This is a genomic window from Clostridium sp. E02 (genome assembly GCF_003833015.1).
GTDB lineage: Bacteria > Bacillota > Clostridia > Lachnospirales > Lachnospiraceae > Lacrimispora.
This window is the reverse complement of the sequence record NZ_RJLQ01000002.1, coordinates 157,551-172,347: the sequence shown is the minus strand read 5'-3', so window position 1 is coordinate 172,347 and position 14,797 is coordinate 157,551. Positions and strand designations below refer to the sequence as shown.

Here is a 14,797-nt window from a genome sequence, read left to right as displayed (position 1 = left end):
CTACCTCACTTTCCATGAATGCTTTAAACGTGTAATTCCTTCATCATGGATAATTGAAACAACCTCAAATTTATATGCATTGGTAATATAATCGACAATACTAGCATCCTCATTTTCAATTGCTACATCCATACTGTATAAGCCGGGAAGCATGGTTAAATCATCAATTGTTAATAAAACTTCACCATCTTCTTTTAAGCAATATCCCTTCTCACCATCAACCCTCATCTTCATAGAGTGATACAAAATTCCATCAATCCTTAATATGCCAGCTGCAAAAAGCATGTTATTTCTTTCAGTATTCACTTTAAAAGAAATATTAACTGCACATCTATCATTTGTTTTAAATATATTCCTCTCATTTCCTAATGTATCTAACATCTTTACATCCGTAATCTCTATATCCTTTATAAGAGTTTTCTCTACCGAATCCTTTACTGACTCAACTAATTTGTGCTCTTCTTCCCTTTTCTCATTCTGCCGTACTAACTCTTTTTCTGCTACCTCAATCCGCTTATCCATTACGTATAACATATATTTTTCATGAACATCTTTTGGATTTCCGCACTCCCTCACTTTTCCTTGATGAATCCATATTGAAGTCTCACAAATTTCTTCAATCTGTGACAAGGAATGCGACACAATTACAACCGTTGTGCCACTAGCCTTGATTTCTTTTAGCTTATTAAAGCATTTTGCCTGAAAAGATGCATCTCCGACTGCCAGAATTTCGTCAATCAGCAAAACCTCCGCATCCACATTGATAGCAACAGAAAATGCCAAACGCATATACATACCCGATGAATACGTTCTTACTGGATTATCAATAAAATCTTCAAGTTCAGAAAAGGCAATAATATCTTCAAGTCTAGCATCAATCTCCTTTTTAGTTAAGCCAAAGATAGATGCGTTAGTGTAAATATTTTGTTTCCCACTCATATCTGGATGAAAACCTGCACCAAGCTCTATCAAGCTGGATACTCTGCCCCTCATCTCAATAGTTCCAGAATCCGGATACATGATCTTTGTCAGCATCTTCAGCATAGTACTTTTACCACAACCATTATGTCCAATTAGGCCCAGCCCTTGTCCCTTTTTCACTTCAAAGCTAATATCTTTCAGAACTTTTCTCTCTTCATATTTTCTGCGTCCACTAAAAAGCATCTTTTCCTTTAACGTACGTCCCTTATCCAAATATACCTTAAAGCTTTTTGAAACATGTTTTACTTCTATTGCATAACAACTATCCATTACATTTCCTCCGCGAAATGGCGTTTTAATCTTGAAAAAGTTATAGTTCCAATAATCATCAGAATAATACCTAATATTACCGCACGCAGTAAAGTGTCTACTTCTGGAATCTTCTTATAATAAAGAATATCCCTATAAGCTATGATAATCGGAGTCATTGGATTTAAATTAAAAATCGGTTGTAGCTTCTCAGGTACCTGATCTATGGAATACATAACTGGGGTTAAAAATTGCCATGCCATTGTAATAATTCCTAATAAATATTCCAAATCGCGCAAATATACTGTTAAAGCTGATGTGATAAATGCCATAGACAATGCAAGTAGGTATTCCACTAACATAATTAGCGGCAGGTATAATATCGCAACAATATTAATTCCCTTTCCAGACATAATGAGAACAGCTAAAACAACTAAAAAACTCAAAAGCATATTTACAAACTGGCTCGTTACAAACGCTATAGGCAGTACCTCTCTTGGAAAATAAATCTTCTTTACTAAATCCTGCTGCGTCCAAATGCAACTTGATCCTCCCGCCATCGAAGTACTGAAAAAAATCCATGGAACCAAGGCCACGAATAAATATAGATAAAAATCTTCTATACCATTTTTCATGATAACAGAAAAAACCATTGTATAAACACATAGCTGTAATAGAGGGTTTAAAAACGTCCATAAAAAGCCGAGTACCGATCCTTTGTATCTTCCATTCAGATCTCTTCTAACTAAACTAAATATCATTTCGCGATAAGAATACAGTTCCTTAAATATATCCATATTTCCTCCAATACCATTAAATCGCTTGATCCCTTATTACAAAATCCACAATATTTTTGAATTTGTCAATAATTACATTCCATTTAAAGTTTTTTTCCACATACTGCTTTGCATTATTGCGCATCTGCTCATACACTTCTACATTGTTCTGAACAAATTCTAAGCAACCTTCAAATTCATAATAGTTTTTATAATAGAGTCCACCATTGCTTTTTTCACAATGTCCTTTTAGAACTTCACAACGGCCATTTACAATAACTGGAATCGACAACGCCATGGCTTCTAGAACCGATATAGACAAACTTTCAAATTCTGAAGGAAGAATAAGCGACTTTGCCCCAGCAATCCCTGAAAATTTTTCATCTTCACTCACAAATCCCAAACTTATAATTTCAGGGTTTTTAGGTATTTTCAATACAGTTTTTCCCATTAATACTAATTTTAGTTCATTATTTGGGTTTCTTTTTTTATATTCTTCAAAATATTGAAACAACCATTTACAACCCTTAGATTCGTCAATACGACCAACATAAGTAATATATTGTTCCAAATTATACTTTTCTGTAAATTCAGAAGGTGACACACGCTTTGGTACATCGATGCCCACCCCCATAACAGCATTTTTGATATGTTGGTTACAAAACTGATTATTTACAAATGCTTTCTCTTCATCTGTCAGATAAACAATTGCTTTGGGAATCGTAAATATTCTTTTATATCGGCTAAAATAAATGTAGGGTTCATCGTGTGCAGTAGGAATCAGCACTGCTTTATCAGCCACTTCTGGCATTGCCATAACTGTCAGATAATACAGATACGTTACAAAAACAAATACATCATATTCGTCTTTATGCTCTCTTACATATTGTATTAACTGCGATGCCAACGGCCCTTGTGCATCAAACCACGCCTGTTCCTCTTGGTCTGTATGATTCCGTCTTTTTAATAGACTTTGATTCAGCACGCTAAATTCTTCTGAATTGCGTTCTTTTTCTACAGAGAAACGCTTTACCAAAATGTCATTGATGATTTCCTCATCATGCTTATAATAATTCGCCCATGTTACATAGTCAACAGCCTTAGTGGTAAGAACTTCAACTTCATAGCTATCTTTCAGATGTTCAGCCATGACACGGGTATAATATTCCGAACCACCATTCACTTCCAGTCCATACCGCTGATTAACAAAAGCAATCTTTATCATCCTATTCTCCTATAAACCTCTTAATATCATTTATAAACTCTCTCTTTATTGTATCCGCCAAAAAATCATTCAAACGTTCTCTTTGACATTCTATTAATTTTTTTTTCATTTCTTTATCTAAACAGATCCTGTTAATCAATCCAGCTGCTAATAATGGATTTTTTTCTTTCATTAAAACACCTGCTCTATCTAGCGTTTCGGGAACTGCCGTAGATGCATAAGCTATGATTGGTACTTGGAAAAACATCGCTTCAACCAACGGTACACAAAACCCCTCATGTTCGCTCATACAAAGAAAAACATGTGCACTGCGATAATATGCTAGCACTTCCGAAAATCTAATATGTCCCGTGAATATAACATCATCTATCTCGTTGGCTCCTATATAGGCCTTTAATTTCAGATAATAGTTTTCCATTCCGTCATAAGATCCAGCCAATATTAGTCTTGAATTAGGATTGTAATGTTTTTTATAATATGCATACGCAGCAATTACATCTTCCTGCTTCTTGTTTGGAGCAATTCTTCCAACAAAAAGCAGGTTTATAAACCCGTCATCCAACCACTTCATGAGTGCCACATCAGGCGTTTTATTATAATCTTCAAACTTGACCAGAATCGGAAGAACATCGATATCAGTCTGACTCCCCATGCTTTCCAGATCCTTTTTATTATAAGCCGAATCAGCGAGACAATAATCAACTTTATTCACAAGGAATTTTGTTCCTTCCAGTCCGTACTCACAATTACGCGCCACCTGCTCATTATATGGGAGAAAGAAGTGAGGAGGAGTAATATTATGGTATACTAGAATCTTTCTACAAGAATATTTTACTATAGAATAATTAAGCTCAGCTCCCGTTGCCAAATGATATATTATGATATCTTCTTTTTTCATTAGAGGCATGTCTTGAATCAAGCCTATATTTATATTACCAATTCGAACATCAATTGTTTCGGCATATACCCCTGTTTCATATCCTTCCTGTCTCAATGCGTCCATTAAAGCAATAATATTATTCCCAACTGCATCTCCATATCCCAGCGCAGTTACTATTTGATAAATCTTCATCTTACACCTCTGCTGTTTCTTCAATCAAATTGCAGAATTTTTCCATAATCTTATCCCAATTGAAATAATGTTCCACATAATCTTTCGCATTTACTGACATTTGGTGTACTACTGTTTGATGTATCAACATATAATTAATACATGATTCAAACTCAAAATAATTTTTATAATACAATCCTGCATTACTTTTCAGACAATGGCCTTTTAAAACATCGCAATTACCGTTCACCAGTACCGGAACTCCCATCTTCATAGCCTCAAGCACCGCAATAGAAAGGCTTTCATAAAGTGAAGGAAGAATTAATAGTTTTGCGTTTAATATTCCTGTAAACTTAGTATCCTCGCTCACAAATCCCATGGGTATAATGTCCTTATGCCTTGGTATGGCACATGCCTTCTTTCCCATCAAAATCAATTTTAAATCTCCCGGATTTCTTCGTTTATATTCTACAAAGTACTGAAACAATCTAGGGCAATTTTTACCTTCATCTATACGCCCTACATATATAAGGTAATTTGTCTTCTCAAAACGGTTAAAACCTTCAGCCTCTAATTTATCTGGAATATCAACACCAACACCCATCACCTCTTTTTTTTGATTTTCCAAAACAAAAAGACCTTCTACCAAACGTTTTTCCTCCTCTGTCAAGAAAACAAAAGCTTTAGCAGACTCAAACACTTGCTGATACATTTTAAAATGAATAAAGGGTTCTTCATGTGCCGTAGGAATAAAAATCACCTTATCTCCAATTAATGGAATACATTTAGCTGCTGGATAATAAAGATAAGTCACTACAATAAATAAGCTGTAATCGTCTTCATGTGCTTTCACATATTGAACTAGAGTTGGACAAAACGGGCCTAACTGTTCAATCCATGCATCTGAAATCTCTGTGGTTACATTTGGGTTATTATGCATTGCATCATTCAACCCTGGAAATACTGATTCATTGCGGCTATGTTCAATATTAAACCTTCGAACTCTAACCTGATTGACCATTTCAATACCTACTGGATAGAAATTGTCCCAAATTATATAATCCACTGCACAACTTGTCAGAACTTCGACATCATAATATTGGTTTAATCGCTCTGCAATTTGTCTTGTATAAAGTTCTGAACCACCATTCACTTCCAAACCGTATCGCTGATTAATAATTGCTATTTTTCTTTTCATTACACGTCCCATTTTCTATAAATGAATTAATAAATTTTTCGAACTGATATTTTATCCTTTCAAAGGAAAATACCTCCAGCCTTTTTCGCTGTTCTTTTATTAGCTGATTTCTCATATCTGTGCTTTTATCTATCTCGTGCAATACCCCAGCAACCAGAAGTGGATCCTTGGTATCCATAAGGAAACCACTTTTATCCAATGTAAAAGGAATTGCAGTACTTTTATACGCAACAATTGGATTATCAAAAAACATAGCCTCGACTAGCGGCACACAAAACCCTTCATGTTCACTCTGACACAAGAAAACATCCGCTATGTAATAATAAGCCAAGATTTCATTAAAATGAATATGACCTGTAAATATTACATCTTCTACATTTAGCTCTTCAACGTATTTTTTTAATCTCTGATAATAGAGATCTGTTTCTTTATAAGAACCAACCAGAACTAAAACTGCTTTTGGATTATAAAATTTCTTGTACATACAGAAAGATTGAATAATATCTTCATGCTTCTTATTTGGAGCAACTCTCCCAGTAAATAAAACTACAGGGGTTTTGCTATACTTTTTTATTATTTTTTGATCTGGTTTTTTTTTATAATCCTCAAAAGGGATCAATATCGGAAGGACATCTATTTTACACTTATATCCTAGTTCGATTAAATCCTGACGATTAAATTCTGAATCTGCCAAACAATAATCGACTTTGTCTGCTAAATAAGCAGCACTCCTTAACCCCCACTTATTAACTTCTGCAATATAAAGATCATTTACTTCAAAGAATTCTGGCGGGGTTACATTATGATACCGAACAATTTTTCGGCACAAAAGGTTCCCAAACTCATTATTTATTTTGGCACCTGTAGAAAGATGCAAAATAGCAATATCATCCTTTGACAATGCCGGAATCTGATTAACCAGTTTGGCAGGCATTTTCTCCGGGCATACAATATTTTCTGCATAAATCTCTGTCTCAAATCCCATATCTTGAATAACGCATTTCAGAGCCATTGCATCATTACCAACTGCATCCCCATATGCCAGCGTTGGGATAATCTGTATAATACGCATTTCACATCTCCTACACGTCTACTTACTTATTATTTTTTTTAACTGTTGAATCTCTATTTCTAACTTTTCAATCTTTTGATTACTTGATTCCATATAGTCATAAAATTTATTTAAAATTCTAACATTATTGGCATTAAATTCATCTTGTTCTGAAACAATTGGTTCTATGTAAAACTTTATAGTCTTTCTTATGATTTTTTTAATAAAATTTTTCAGTTTTCCAACAAATCCAAATCCACTTTGTAATATTTTATAAGGCTGTATGTTCCATGAACCATTCATAAGGTCTAAATATTCTTCAATAGTTTTATTCTCTGAACTAACCATAACAACATCCTCAAAACTAAGCATTTCATTAGTATAACCTTTTTCTTTAATATCTTGCCTTATCTCTTGCATTATCTTTTCAATATCAATTGTTTCCATAATAACCGCCTTTCAAATGCCTTTATTTCTCGTCATTCGACAAATAAACCCAAACATAGTATATCATTTAACAACTAAATACGCAACTTTTGGGTTATAGAAAAGAATTGGAAATCTTTTAATAATTTCTTAAAACCATGACTACTGATTAAACTAGGAGTAGCCTTTATGGCTGAGGGAACGTTGAATTTTAGATAATTCCAATATTACATCCGTGGTCTGATTTTTGAATTCGTTGCCACGGTCCGTGTGAAATATCTGAATATCTTTCAGATTTTCCTTTACGAGTTAAAATGCCCTTTTTACAAGGTCTGCTAATTTGTTCCGTTCCACACTGTAACCAATTATTTTATTAAATAGGTAAACAAGAACACGTTCCTAGCTCATACTGACTCTGACATATATTAAATCACTTACTACAACATTTCTATATGTTTGTTTATCGATTTGACGAACAACGACATTTTTAATCTTTGATTCGTTTCAGGTATCTTTTTGCGGACAGAACTGTGTAGTCATATAACTTGAAACCAGCCCTTCCTGTTTCATAATTCTGCCGATGTACATAAAACAATGATATTTCTATCTTTAAAATCTACAAACCATCCGTGTACTTTTTCCTTTCAAATTACCAAAATTGCTAAGCTTAAACTACATGATTTACAAATACTGCTCCTACTATTATTTTACATTTTTATATTTGGATAGTGTGTCAAGTGTTTCTGATACATCGTCTTTTATCTGCCCGTACAGTTACTTTTTACGATACTTTGAAATAAACACTTTATGGTACTGGTATTTCCATTTACTATGTGATAAACATTTTTTCATTTGAACTACCTCTTATTTTTTTGAGTTGGCTCACGACTCCATTCTCATTTTATCATAGGAAGCTTTTTAGTTATAACCTCATCGTTTCCACGTACACTAAACTCCCAATCATAGCTGGGAGTTTAGTGTTTTCAATTAACCCAATATCATTTTATATTTATCAATAGTTTTATCCCAACTATAATTTTCTTCTATATATTTTTTACCATAATATTGCATCTTTTCATATTCTACTTCATTCTTAAGTAAAAATTCAAGCGCCTCTTCAAACTGTTGGTAATTGTTATAGGTAATGCCTGCTCCACTCTTCTCACAATGCCCTTTCAATACTGCACACGCCCCATTTACAACAACAGGGACCCCCATCGCCATGGCTTCCAACACAACCAATGATAAACTTTCATGTTCCGACGGCATGACTAATGCCTTAGCCCCAGCGATCGCAGAGTACTTGTCTTCTTCACTTACAAACCCCAGACAACGAATGCATTTAGTCTCAGGTTCCTCCATCATCACCTTTCCCACTACGACCAATTTTAAATCACTTTGTTTCTGTTTGTTAAACTGTGTAAAGTATTCAAACAACTTATCACATTTTTTACTTGTGTCAACTCGCCCCACATAGATAACGTAATCCGTTTCGATCTGATATTTTTCCCTAAAGCTACCAGCATAGACACGATCAGGTATCTCAATACCTGAACCAGCCACTTGATGAGGTACGCTTTTGTTTTGAAATAACAGTTCCACAAAATCCTTTTCTTCTCCAGTCAAGTATATAATTCCCTTCGGAGTTTTAAATAGTTTTTCGTAGGCATGGAAGTAAATGCAATACTCATCGTGTGCAGTAGGTACAAATATGGCTTTATCTGCAACGTACGGCAGTCCAACAGCCGTAGTATAATATAGATAGGTCACAAAAATAAAGCAATCATATTCATTCTTGTGATTCTTAATATAACGAATTAAATCCGGGCAATAAGGCCCCTGTGCATAAATCCAAATAGGTTCCAACAACCGCCATAACAAAGGTAGCAATTGAACCAATTTATTTATAATCTTAAATGCCATAATATTCCGGGGTTTCTTGATTGAAAATCTGCGGACAAGGATTTCATCGATTACCTGCTCTCCCTCTTGATAATAGGATTCCCATGTATCGTAATCTAATGCTGTAGTGGTAAGAACTTCCACATCATAGTATTCTGACAGATGTTCAGCTAATTTCTTTGTATAGTATTCAGATCCACCATTGACTTTTGCACCATATCGCTGGTTTACTATGGCAATTTTCTTTTTCATTTTTATCATTCCCCATATATCCTGCTGATTCTCTTATTAATGATAGTAACTGCCTGTTCCATACTTAAACGTTTTTTTATATAGCTTTTTGCTTGTTCTGCCATCGCAAGACAATATTTTGGTTCTTCATATAACTTACGCATGTATAATGCAGCCTTCTCCACATCAGGTTCCGCCCAGCGGTTCCCCTTCTTAAACAGTCCTATATCATGGGTCAATTCTACCATCTGGTAATCAACAAGGCATGACGTTTCTTTCGTCATAAATTCCGTATTTGAGGACCAGTTTGTAGCTATGGTCGGAGTTCCAAGCAACATGGCTTCCGCTAAAACAAGTCCAAATCCTTCCGCTCTATGAAGAGATACCAAAGCATCAACGCACTGTACCAGACTGTTCACTTGATCCCGGTCAAGAATCTCAGAAATAAAATATACATTACTGCAACATTCCAATGTTGATTTAAGTTTCTCTATCTCTTCATCTGTACCATTGTTTATCTTAATGACCAGGCCCGTTTTCTCTCCCTGTCCAAAAGCCTTCTTATAAGCTTCTAACACGGCATTTGGATTTTTTCTTTCTGTCATACTTGTTCTGTCATACATAACCAAAAATAAGAATTCGTCTTCTGGCAAAGAAAAATCCGACCGATCATATTTTTTTTTGATGGATACAGAAACATGATAGGGTACTGTGATAACTGGCAATTCTGTCTTTTTACGTATGCACCTACTGATAAACTCAGAAGGTGTCCAAATCTCATCTAGCCCATGGAAACATGGCACCCACTCCTCTGGAAACTCTTCCAATTCCCAAAGCCAAAATCCTATGTTATACTTCTTGTTCCATATAGATTGATCCAACTGTAAGAATGCTAACCCTAACTCATGGGGATTTATATGAATTAAATTCACATTATAAGGAAGTTCTTTGGAGATTTTGGAATCAAACTGTGTATTCGTATTCGACATAACTCCCAGTTGGTTATATTGATATACCGAATAGGGAAATTGTCCCTCAGCCAGTTCCAATGCAACCAGACGGCAGCTCTGACCCAATCCAGTATCTGCTTTTATATTACCAATTAAATTTATGCCGTCTCTATAACTTTTTCTTTGAAATGGTTCCCTCTTCATATCTAAAATTTTATTAAAACTTTTATGTATCATCCTCCCCTTTAATTGGCGAAGTAGCCGATAAGGGAAAATTTTCAGAAGTAGCGGCTTTAAATAACCGGTTACTTCCAACACCACTTTTGAAATATTCATATCATCTCTCCATATACGTGTTGCAATATTTGTATCAACAGGAGTTAGAATCATCTCCCAGCAAACATTCATATAGTCTCATCATACGATTCATCATGACCTCCATGGTGTAGTTACTCTCCAGCCTCTGTCTCGCTGCAATTCCCATCTTGCACCGTTCCTCAGGATGATCCACCAGCCATTGCATTGCATTGCTTAACTCTTGCTTATTACCAGGTTCCACAGTCAAGCCAGTAATACCATCTAAACTAACTTCAGGAACTCCACTTGCAAGATTTGTATTGATCACAGGCTTCCCGTAAGCCATGGCTTCCAGTTGTACAAGACCAAACGCTTCACTTTTTGCTACTGAAGGTAATACAAATACATCACATTCAGAGAACGCACGATATAAACTTTCTTCCTCAACCTTTCCTAAAAAATGAACCCTGTCAATCATCCCTTGATCTTTAACGTAAATTTTCAAAGTTTCTTCTAATTCTCCACTTCCAATTATGACCAATTCTGCATTCGGAACCGTTGAAAAAGCCTGAAGCAGCACATCAACGCCTTTATAATAGACCAACCTTCCTACAAATAAGAATCTAGCACATTTTTCTAAGTTCGGCTTAGCATGCTCCAGGTATTCTTTTCCTTCTTGTTCTATTTTTTGATTTACAGCAAAAGGAATGGTTACACATTTATTCTGATAAGGTTTCAAATAAGAAGACCCCTTACTCACCCCCTCTGCCCCTACTATTATGGCATCGGCTCGTTTCAAAAACCTTTCCATGATTGGACGATACAAAACCATGAGCTTCTTTTGCTTGACAACGTCACTATGCCAATATATGACAACCTTGCCATGATACCCTGACAGCAGACATGCCAAATCTCCAAGTGGAAACGGTGCATGAAATTGCAGGATATCCTGTCCCTTCGCTTTTCTTCGAAGTTCCCACAAAAGGCTTAAAGAGATTGGTACCGAAAATAATGTTCCGAAACTCCCACAACGTTGTACTGGAACTCCGTGAATGATTTCCTTTACGCCACGCCCTTTAGGTTGACAGACCAGAACACTCATGTCAACCGACTCCTTTAATCCCTCCGCAATATGTTGAACCGTTCGTTCAATCCCTCCAATATCCGGATAATATAATTTATTAATCTGTAATACCTTTATCTTCTTCATTGTATGCTCCCGGATCTAATGTGGCAGTCACTTGTCCTTCTGCTACCCCTTCTGTACTTTCCTTCATAAATAAGACTTTTAGAGTCATTAGGATTAATTTTAAATCCAGTCGAAAAGAATAGTTTTCAATATACATCATATCCAGTTTCAACTTATCATATGGTGTTGTATTATACTTTCCATAAATTTGAGCATAACCTGTCAAGCCGCCTTTTACCTTTAACCGATAATCAAATTCCGGCATATACTCCAGATACTCTTTTACGATCTGAGGTCGTTCAGGCCTTGGTCCTACCAGAGACATCTCTCCCTTTAGGATATTAAAGAGCTGGGGAAGTTCATCAATACGTGTTTTTCTAATGAACCTTCCTATGGGTGTCACGCGTACATCCCCTTCCGCTGACAAACGTGCTATCCCATCTTTTTCAGCATTCATAATCATACTGCGAAATTTATATACATTAAATTCTTTTCCACCCATCGTCAAACGTGTTTGTTTATGAATTATCGTTCCTCCATCATACTTTTTGATAAGAACTGATGTGATTAACATAATTGGGGATGTTAAAAGTAGCAATCCCAAAGATATTAGAATATCAGTAGTCCGTTTCATTATTTTTTGTTCAAAAGTAAAGCCATTATTTCTAGCCAGTAGTAACGGTGAGTCAAAGAGATGAATATCATCGGAACCTCTGAGAATAATGTCAGATATTTTTGGTAACATATATGTACGAATCGATTTTTCAAAGCAATATTTCATAATTTGGTTTCTATATTGGGAAGGAATATCGCCTATGATTACTGCCTCATACCCTTCGATTTTTTTATATATATAATTCATTCCCTTTCGTATATTAATCACCTCGCGAATGTTATACTTATCCTCCCGGGAATTTATTTTCATTTTCAATCCAAATGCCGCCCTATCACCAGCTATCATAATCATCTTTCTAGGAGGGAATAGCGAAGCATAGATCCATTGAAAAATGCTTGCCCATAATGCAACTATAATACTCTGTATAAAGGTTAATACCAAAAGTGGAATGATATGCACAAAATGACGATCCAACAAGCAGATTTGAATATATGTAACCGCATTTACACAAACGGTGGCTAAAACCTGGGAATATATAATATCTCCCTTTCTCAAATACCCAATTTTAAATCCCCCATAGGTATTTACAAAGAAAAACATCAATAATCCATAAAGAGATGCCATCAGCCAGTTCCCTTTGCGAAAGAAAGGAAGTTCAATATTATTATTATAATATTGCATCCAAACAATCCAAAAAAAAGCCATCTGAATCGCAAGCGCTATAGCCGAAGATAAAAATTTGATAATACGCCTGAATTGATCTTTCTGATTCATAATTTATTAATCTCTCCTTCTGCTTCCTGCTGTTCCATTGCTATCTGCAGTTCTGCAATCGAAGTAGCTTCTATTAATTGTAATCTACTAAATTGCCTTTGTATACTTCTCTAAATAAACCTTTGTACAGTATATCATCCAACACTTAAGAACGCAACTTGATACAAAGCAAAAAGAATTGGAAATCCTTTAATATTTTATTAATATTGTAATATATTCCCTAATTATAACTAAATTTACACTATATCCAAACATTACATATACTTGTTTAATTAAAATAAAAAGGAATTCTATTGGTCATTAAATCCCCAATAAAATTCCTTTTCTATATATTAACTATTTGAATTAGATACAGCCACTCCCATACCCAATAAAAGCCAGAAAATCGGAGTTACAATTGGTAAATTTAAATTAACAAATGCCTGAGCACTATAACAAATCACGGCAAACAAAATAGCTATTCCGTAGGGATTACTAATTTGTTGTTTTATCCCGTTTTTTATAAATGATATAAGAATGCCCAAATAAGCCATCAATCCGACAATACCGACCGTCGTCAATAAGTGTATATATTCATTATGTGCACTGTCAAACAATTCATGATAAGGATTGTTTGCTGTTTTATTCATAATCAAAATGCCAAATGTCTCAGGTCCAAATCCAACCAACTTTTTCCATATAGGCAATTCACGAAAACATTCCATAGCATTTCTCCAGATATAGCCACGATGCGTTCCCCAATCATCATTAAATACTAAATAATTGCTAAACGAGCGATACCGTTCTTCATTTCCAGCAATATTACAATCGTACAAAACAAAAACAATTGATAGAAAGGTCAAGCCAATAAACCCGAACCAAACCATTCTAATCCATTTGTCACATTCCTCTGATCTATCCTTATGATGCTTAAAATCAATCAAATACCAGACTCCTATAATTCCCCATATGGCCAATACAATGTAAGGAAAATAAGAAAAATGAGCGATCACCCCAAACAACCCATCGATACCAAGCACTCGATCTCCAAACCATACATTGATCCAGGCAATAGTCTGAATGACAGAAAAAAAGCTTGCTAAGATGATTAAGTATCTCTTAATCCCTCTTATATTCTTGAATAGATACAAAGGTAAAAAAACAAACAATGCAAATAACGAAAGGTAGGCATTATCACTAACTCCCATTATTATAGCAAAAAAAGTAATTATCATACAAAGATAGTATAAGAGCAATTGAAGTTTATTTTCTGCCTTAGAATATAAAACAGTGGCAATTGCTGTTATCATACCCACATAGGCGGTATAAGTATTAATATTGCCTAAAGTTGAAGTGAATATGTCTTTTTGAGCATCCATCAGGCGAATTTTAAATCCCAATATATCTAATTTGAAATAATCGGTAATACCAAATATACATACAATAAGGCCAGCAATTAGTATTAAATTAAGATACAACTTTTTAAACTTCAAAAATTTACTGACGCAAAAATAAGAAAGCACATACCAAGTAATTAAGAAAAGACCTGTAAATCGTCCCTCATTTCCCCAAAATGACTCAAACACATAAGAGGATGTTATTGTAGAAATAACAGCAATACAATAAAACAACAAAACAAAATAATCCATCTTACTAAGTTTTTTCAGACTTTCATTCATTCCATTTGGCTTAACCATACTAAAATTAGTTTTTACGGTAAATAAATAACAGAAAAAAAGTATGATAATCATTCCAATCGTACAGATGCAGAAATAGTAATATTTTACGGTTAATATATCAAAGTACGCATCTTTGACAACCAATGGGAAAATTACACCGATTAATATAATGTAAACCACAAGAATCAAAGCCTTAAAATCATATTGATTCACAGATTGCTTA

The 14,797-nt window shown here is 34.8% G+C and carries 12 protein-coding genes; all 12 read right to left on the bottom strand.

Translation table 11 applies throughout. The annotated features are described in order from the left end of the window. Nucleotides 1-1,251: an ABC transporter ATP-binding protein gene (locus EFT72_RS02090; RefSeq protein ID WP_124065166.1), complete on the bottom strand. Its 1,251-nt coding sequence runs from the start codon at nucleotides 1,249-1,251 to the stop codon at nucleotides 1-3. Next, on the bottom strand, nucleotides 1,251-2,027 hold the full coding sequence (locus EFT72_RS02085) for an ABC transporter permease (protein ID WP_124065165.1): 777 nt from the start codon (nucleotides 2,025-2,027) through the stop codon (nucleotides 1,251-1,253). The genes EFT72_RS02090 and EFT72_RS02085 overlap by 1 nt, the downstream gene beginning before the upstream one ends. 16 nt (nucleotides 2,028-2,043) lie before the next feature. Then, entirely contained in the window at nucleotides 2,044-3,231 is a 1,188-nt protein-coding gene (locus EFT72_RS02080) for a glycosyltransferase family 4 protein (protein WP_124065164.1), read from the bottom strand. A gap of 1 nt (nucleotide 3,232) precedes the next feature. Continuing rightward, nucleotides 3,233-4,303 carry a glycosyltransferase gene (locus EFT72_RS02075; protein ID WP_124065163.1) on the bottom strand — a complete coding sequence of 357 codons (1,071 nt, stop codon included), beginning with the start codon at nucleotides 4,301-4,303 and terminating at the stop codon, nucleotides 3,233-3,235. A 1-nt stretch (nucleotide 4,304) separates the two neighbouring features. Then, nucleotides 4,305-5,480, bottom strand: coding sequence for a glycosyltransferase family 4 protein (locus EFT72_RS02070; protein ID WP_124065162.1), 1,176 nt, complete (start codon nucleotides 5,478-5,480; stop codon nucleotides 4,305-4,307). Then, nucleotides 5,455-6,552: a glycosyltransferase gene (locus EFT72_RS02065; protein ID WP_124065161.1), complete on the bottom strand. Its 1,098-nt coding sequence runs from the start codon at nucleotides 6,550-6,552 to the stop codon at nucleotides 5,455-5,457. Before EFT72_RS02065 ends, EFT72_RS02070 begins: the two co-directional genes overlap by 26 nt. A gap of 18 nt (nucleotides 6,553-6,570) precedes the next feature. Then, nucleotides 6,571-6,978 (bottom strand): hypothetical protein, encoded by a 408-nt coding sequence (locus EFT72_RS02060; RefSeq protein WP_124065160.1) that lies wholly within the window; start codon nucleotides 6,976-6,978, stop codon nucleotides 6,571-6,573. A gap of 966 nt (nucleotides 6,979-7,944) precedes the next feature. Beyond that, nucleotides 7,945-9,111, bottom strand: a complete 1,167-nt coding sequence (locus EFT72_RS02055; protein ID WP_124065159.1) for a glycosyltransferase family 4 protein — start codon at nucleotides 9,109-9,111, stop codon at nucleotides 7,945-7,947. A 5-nt stretch (nucleotides 9,112-9,116) separates the two neighbouring features. Next, nucleotides 9,117-10,376, bottom strand: coding sequence for a glycosyltransferase family 4 protein (locus EFT72_RS02050; RefSeq protein WP_164473042.1), 1,260 nt, complete (start codon nucleotides 10,374-10,376; stop codon nucleotides 9,117-9,119). Between the two features lie 34 nt (nucleotides 10,377-10,410). Next, the gene (locus EFT72_RS02045) at nucleotides 10,411-11,547 is read right to left on the bottom strand and encodes a glycosyltransferase (RefSeq protein ID WP_124065157.1); all 1,137 of its coding nucleotides are present in this window, start codon (nucleotides 11,545-11,547) and stop codon (nucleotides 10,411-10,413) included. Further along, a complete protein-coding gene (locus EFT72_RS02040) occupies nucleotides 11,519-12,916 on the bottom strand; it encodes an exopolysaccharide biosynthesis polyprenyl glycosylphosphotransferase (protein ID WP_124065156.1) in 1,398 nt (465 codons plus the stop codon). The genes EFT72_RS02045 and EFT72_RS02040 overlap by 29 nt, the downstream gene beginning before the upstream one ends. 332 nt (nucleotides 12,917-13,248) lie before the next feature. Next, entirely contained in the window at nucleotides 13,249-14,787 is a 1,539-nt protein-coding gene (locus EFT72_RS02035; protein ID WP_243109917.1) for an O-antigen ligase family protein, read from the bottom strand. Nucleotides 14,788-14,797: the final 10 nt, after the last annotated feature.

Coding starts and splice junctions, on each gene's coding strand:
- EFT72_RS02065 (WP_124065161.1), bottom strand. CDS start 6,552: ATGCGTATTATACAGATTATCCCAACGCTGGCATATGGGGATGCAGTT.
- EFT72_RS02060 (WP_124065160.1), bottom strand. CDS start 6,978: ATGGAAACAATTGATATTGAAAAGATAATGCAAGAGATAAGGCAAGAT.
- EFT72_RS02050 (WP_164473042.1), bottom strand. CDS start 10,376: ATGAATATTTCAAAAGTGGTGTTGGAAGTAACCGGTTATTTAAAGCCG.
- EFT72_RS02090 (WP_124065166.1), bottom strand. CDS start 1,251: ATGGATAGTTGTTATGCAATAGAAGTAAAACATGTTTCAAAAAGCTTT.
- EFT72_RS02070 (WP_124065162.1), bottom strand. CDS start 5,480: ATGAAAAGAAAAATAGCAATTATTAATCAGCGATACGGTTTGGAAGTG.
- EFT72_RS02085 (WP_124065165.1), bottom strand. CDS start 2,027: ATGGATATATTTAAGGAACTGTATTCTTATCGCGAAATGATATTTAGT.
- EFT72_RS02045 (WP_124065157.1), bottom strand. CDS start 11,547: ATGAAGAAGATAAAGGTATTACAGATTAATAAATTATATTATCCGGAT.
- EFT72_RS02040 (WP_124065156.1), bottom strand. CDS start 12,916: ATGAATCAGAAAGATCAATTCAGGCGTATTATCAAATTTTTATCTTCG.
- EFT72_RS02055 (WP_124065159.1), bottom strand. CDS start 9,111: ATGAAAAAGAAAATTGCCATAGTAAACCAGCGATATGGTGCAAAAGTC.
- EFT72_RS02075 (WP_124065163.1), bottom strand. CDS start 4,303: ATGAAGATTTATCAAATAGTAACTGCGCTGGGATATGGAGATGCAGTT.
- EFT72_RS02080 (WP_124065164.1), bottom strand. CDS start 3,231: ATGATAAAGATTGCTTTTGTTAATCAGCGGTATGGACTGGAAGTGAAT.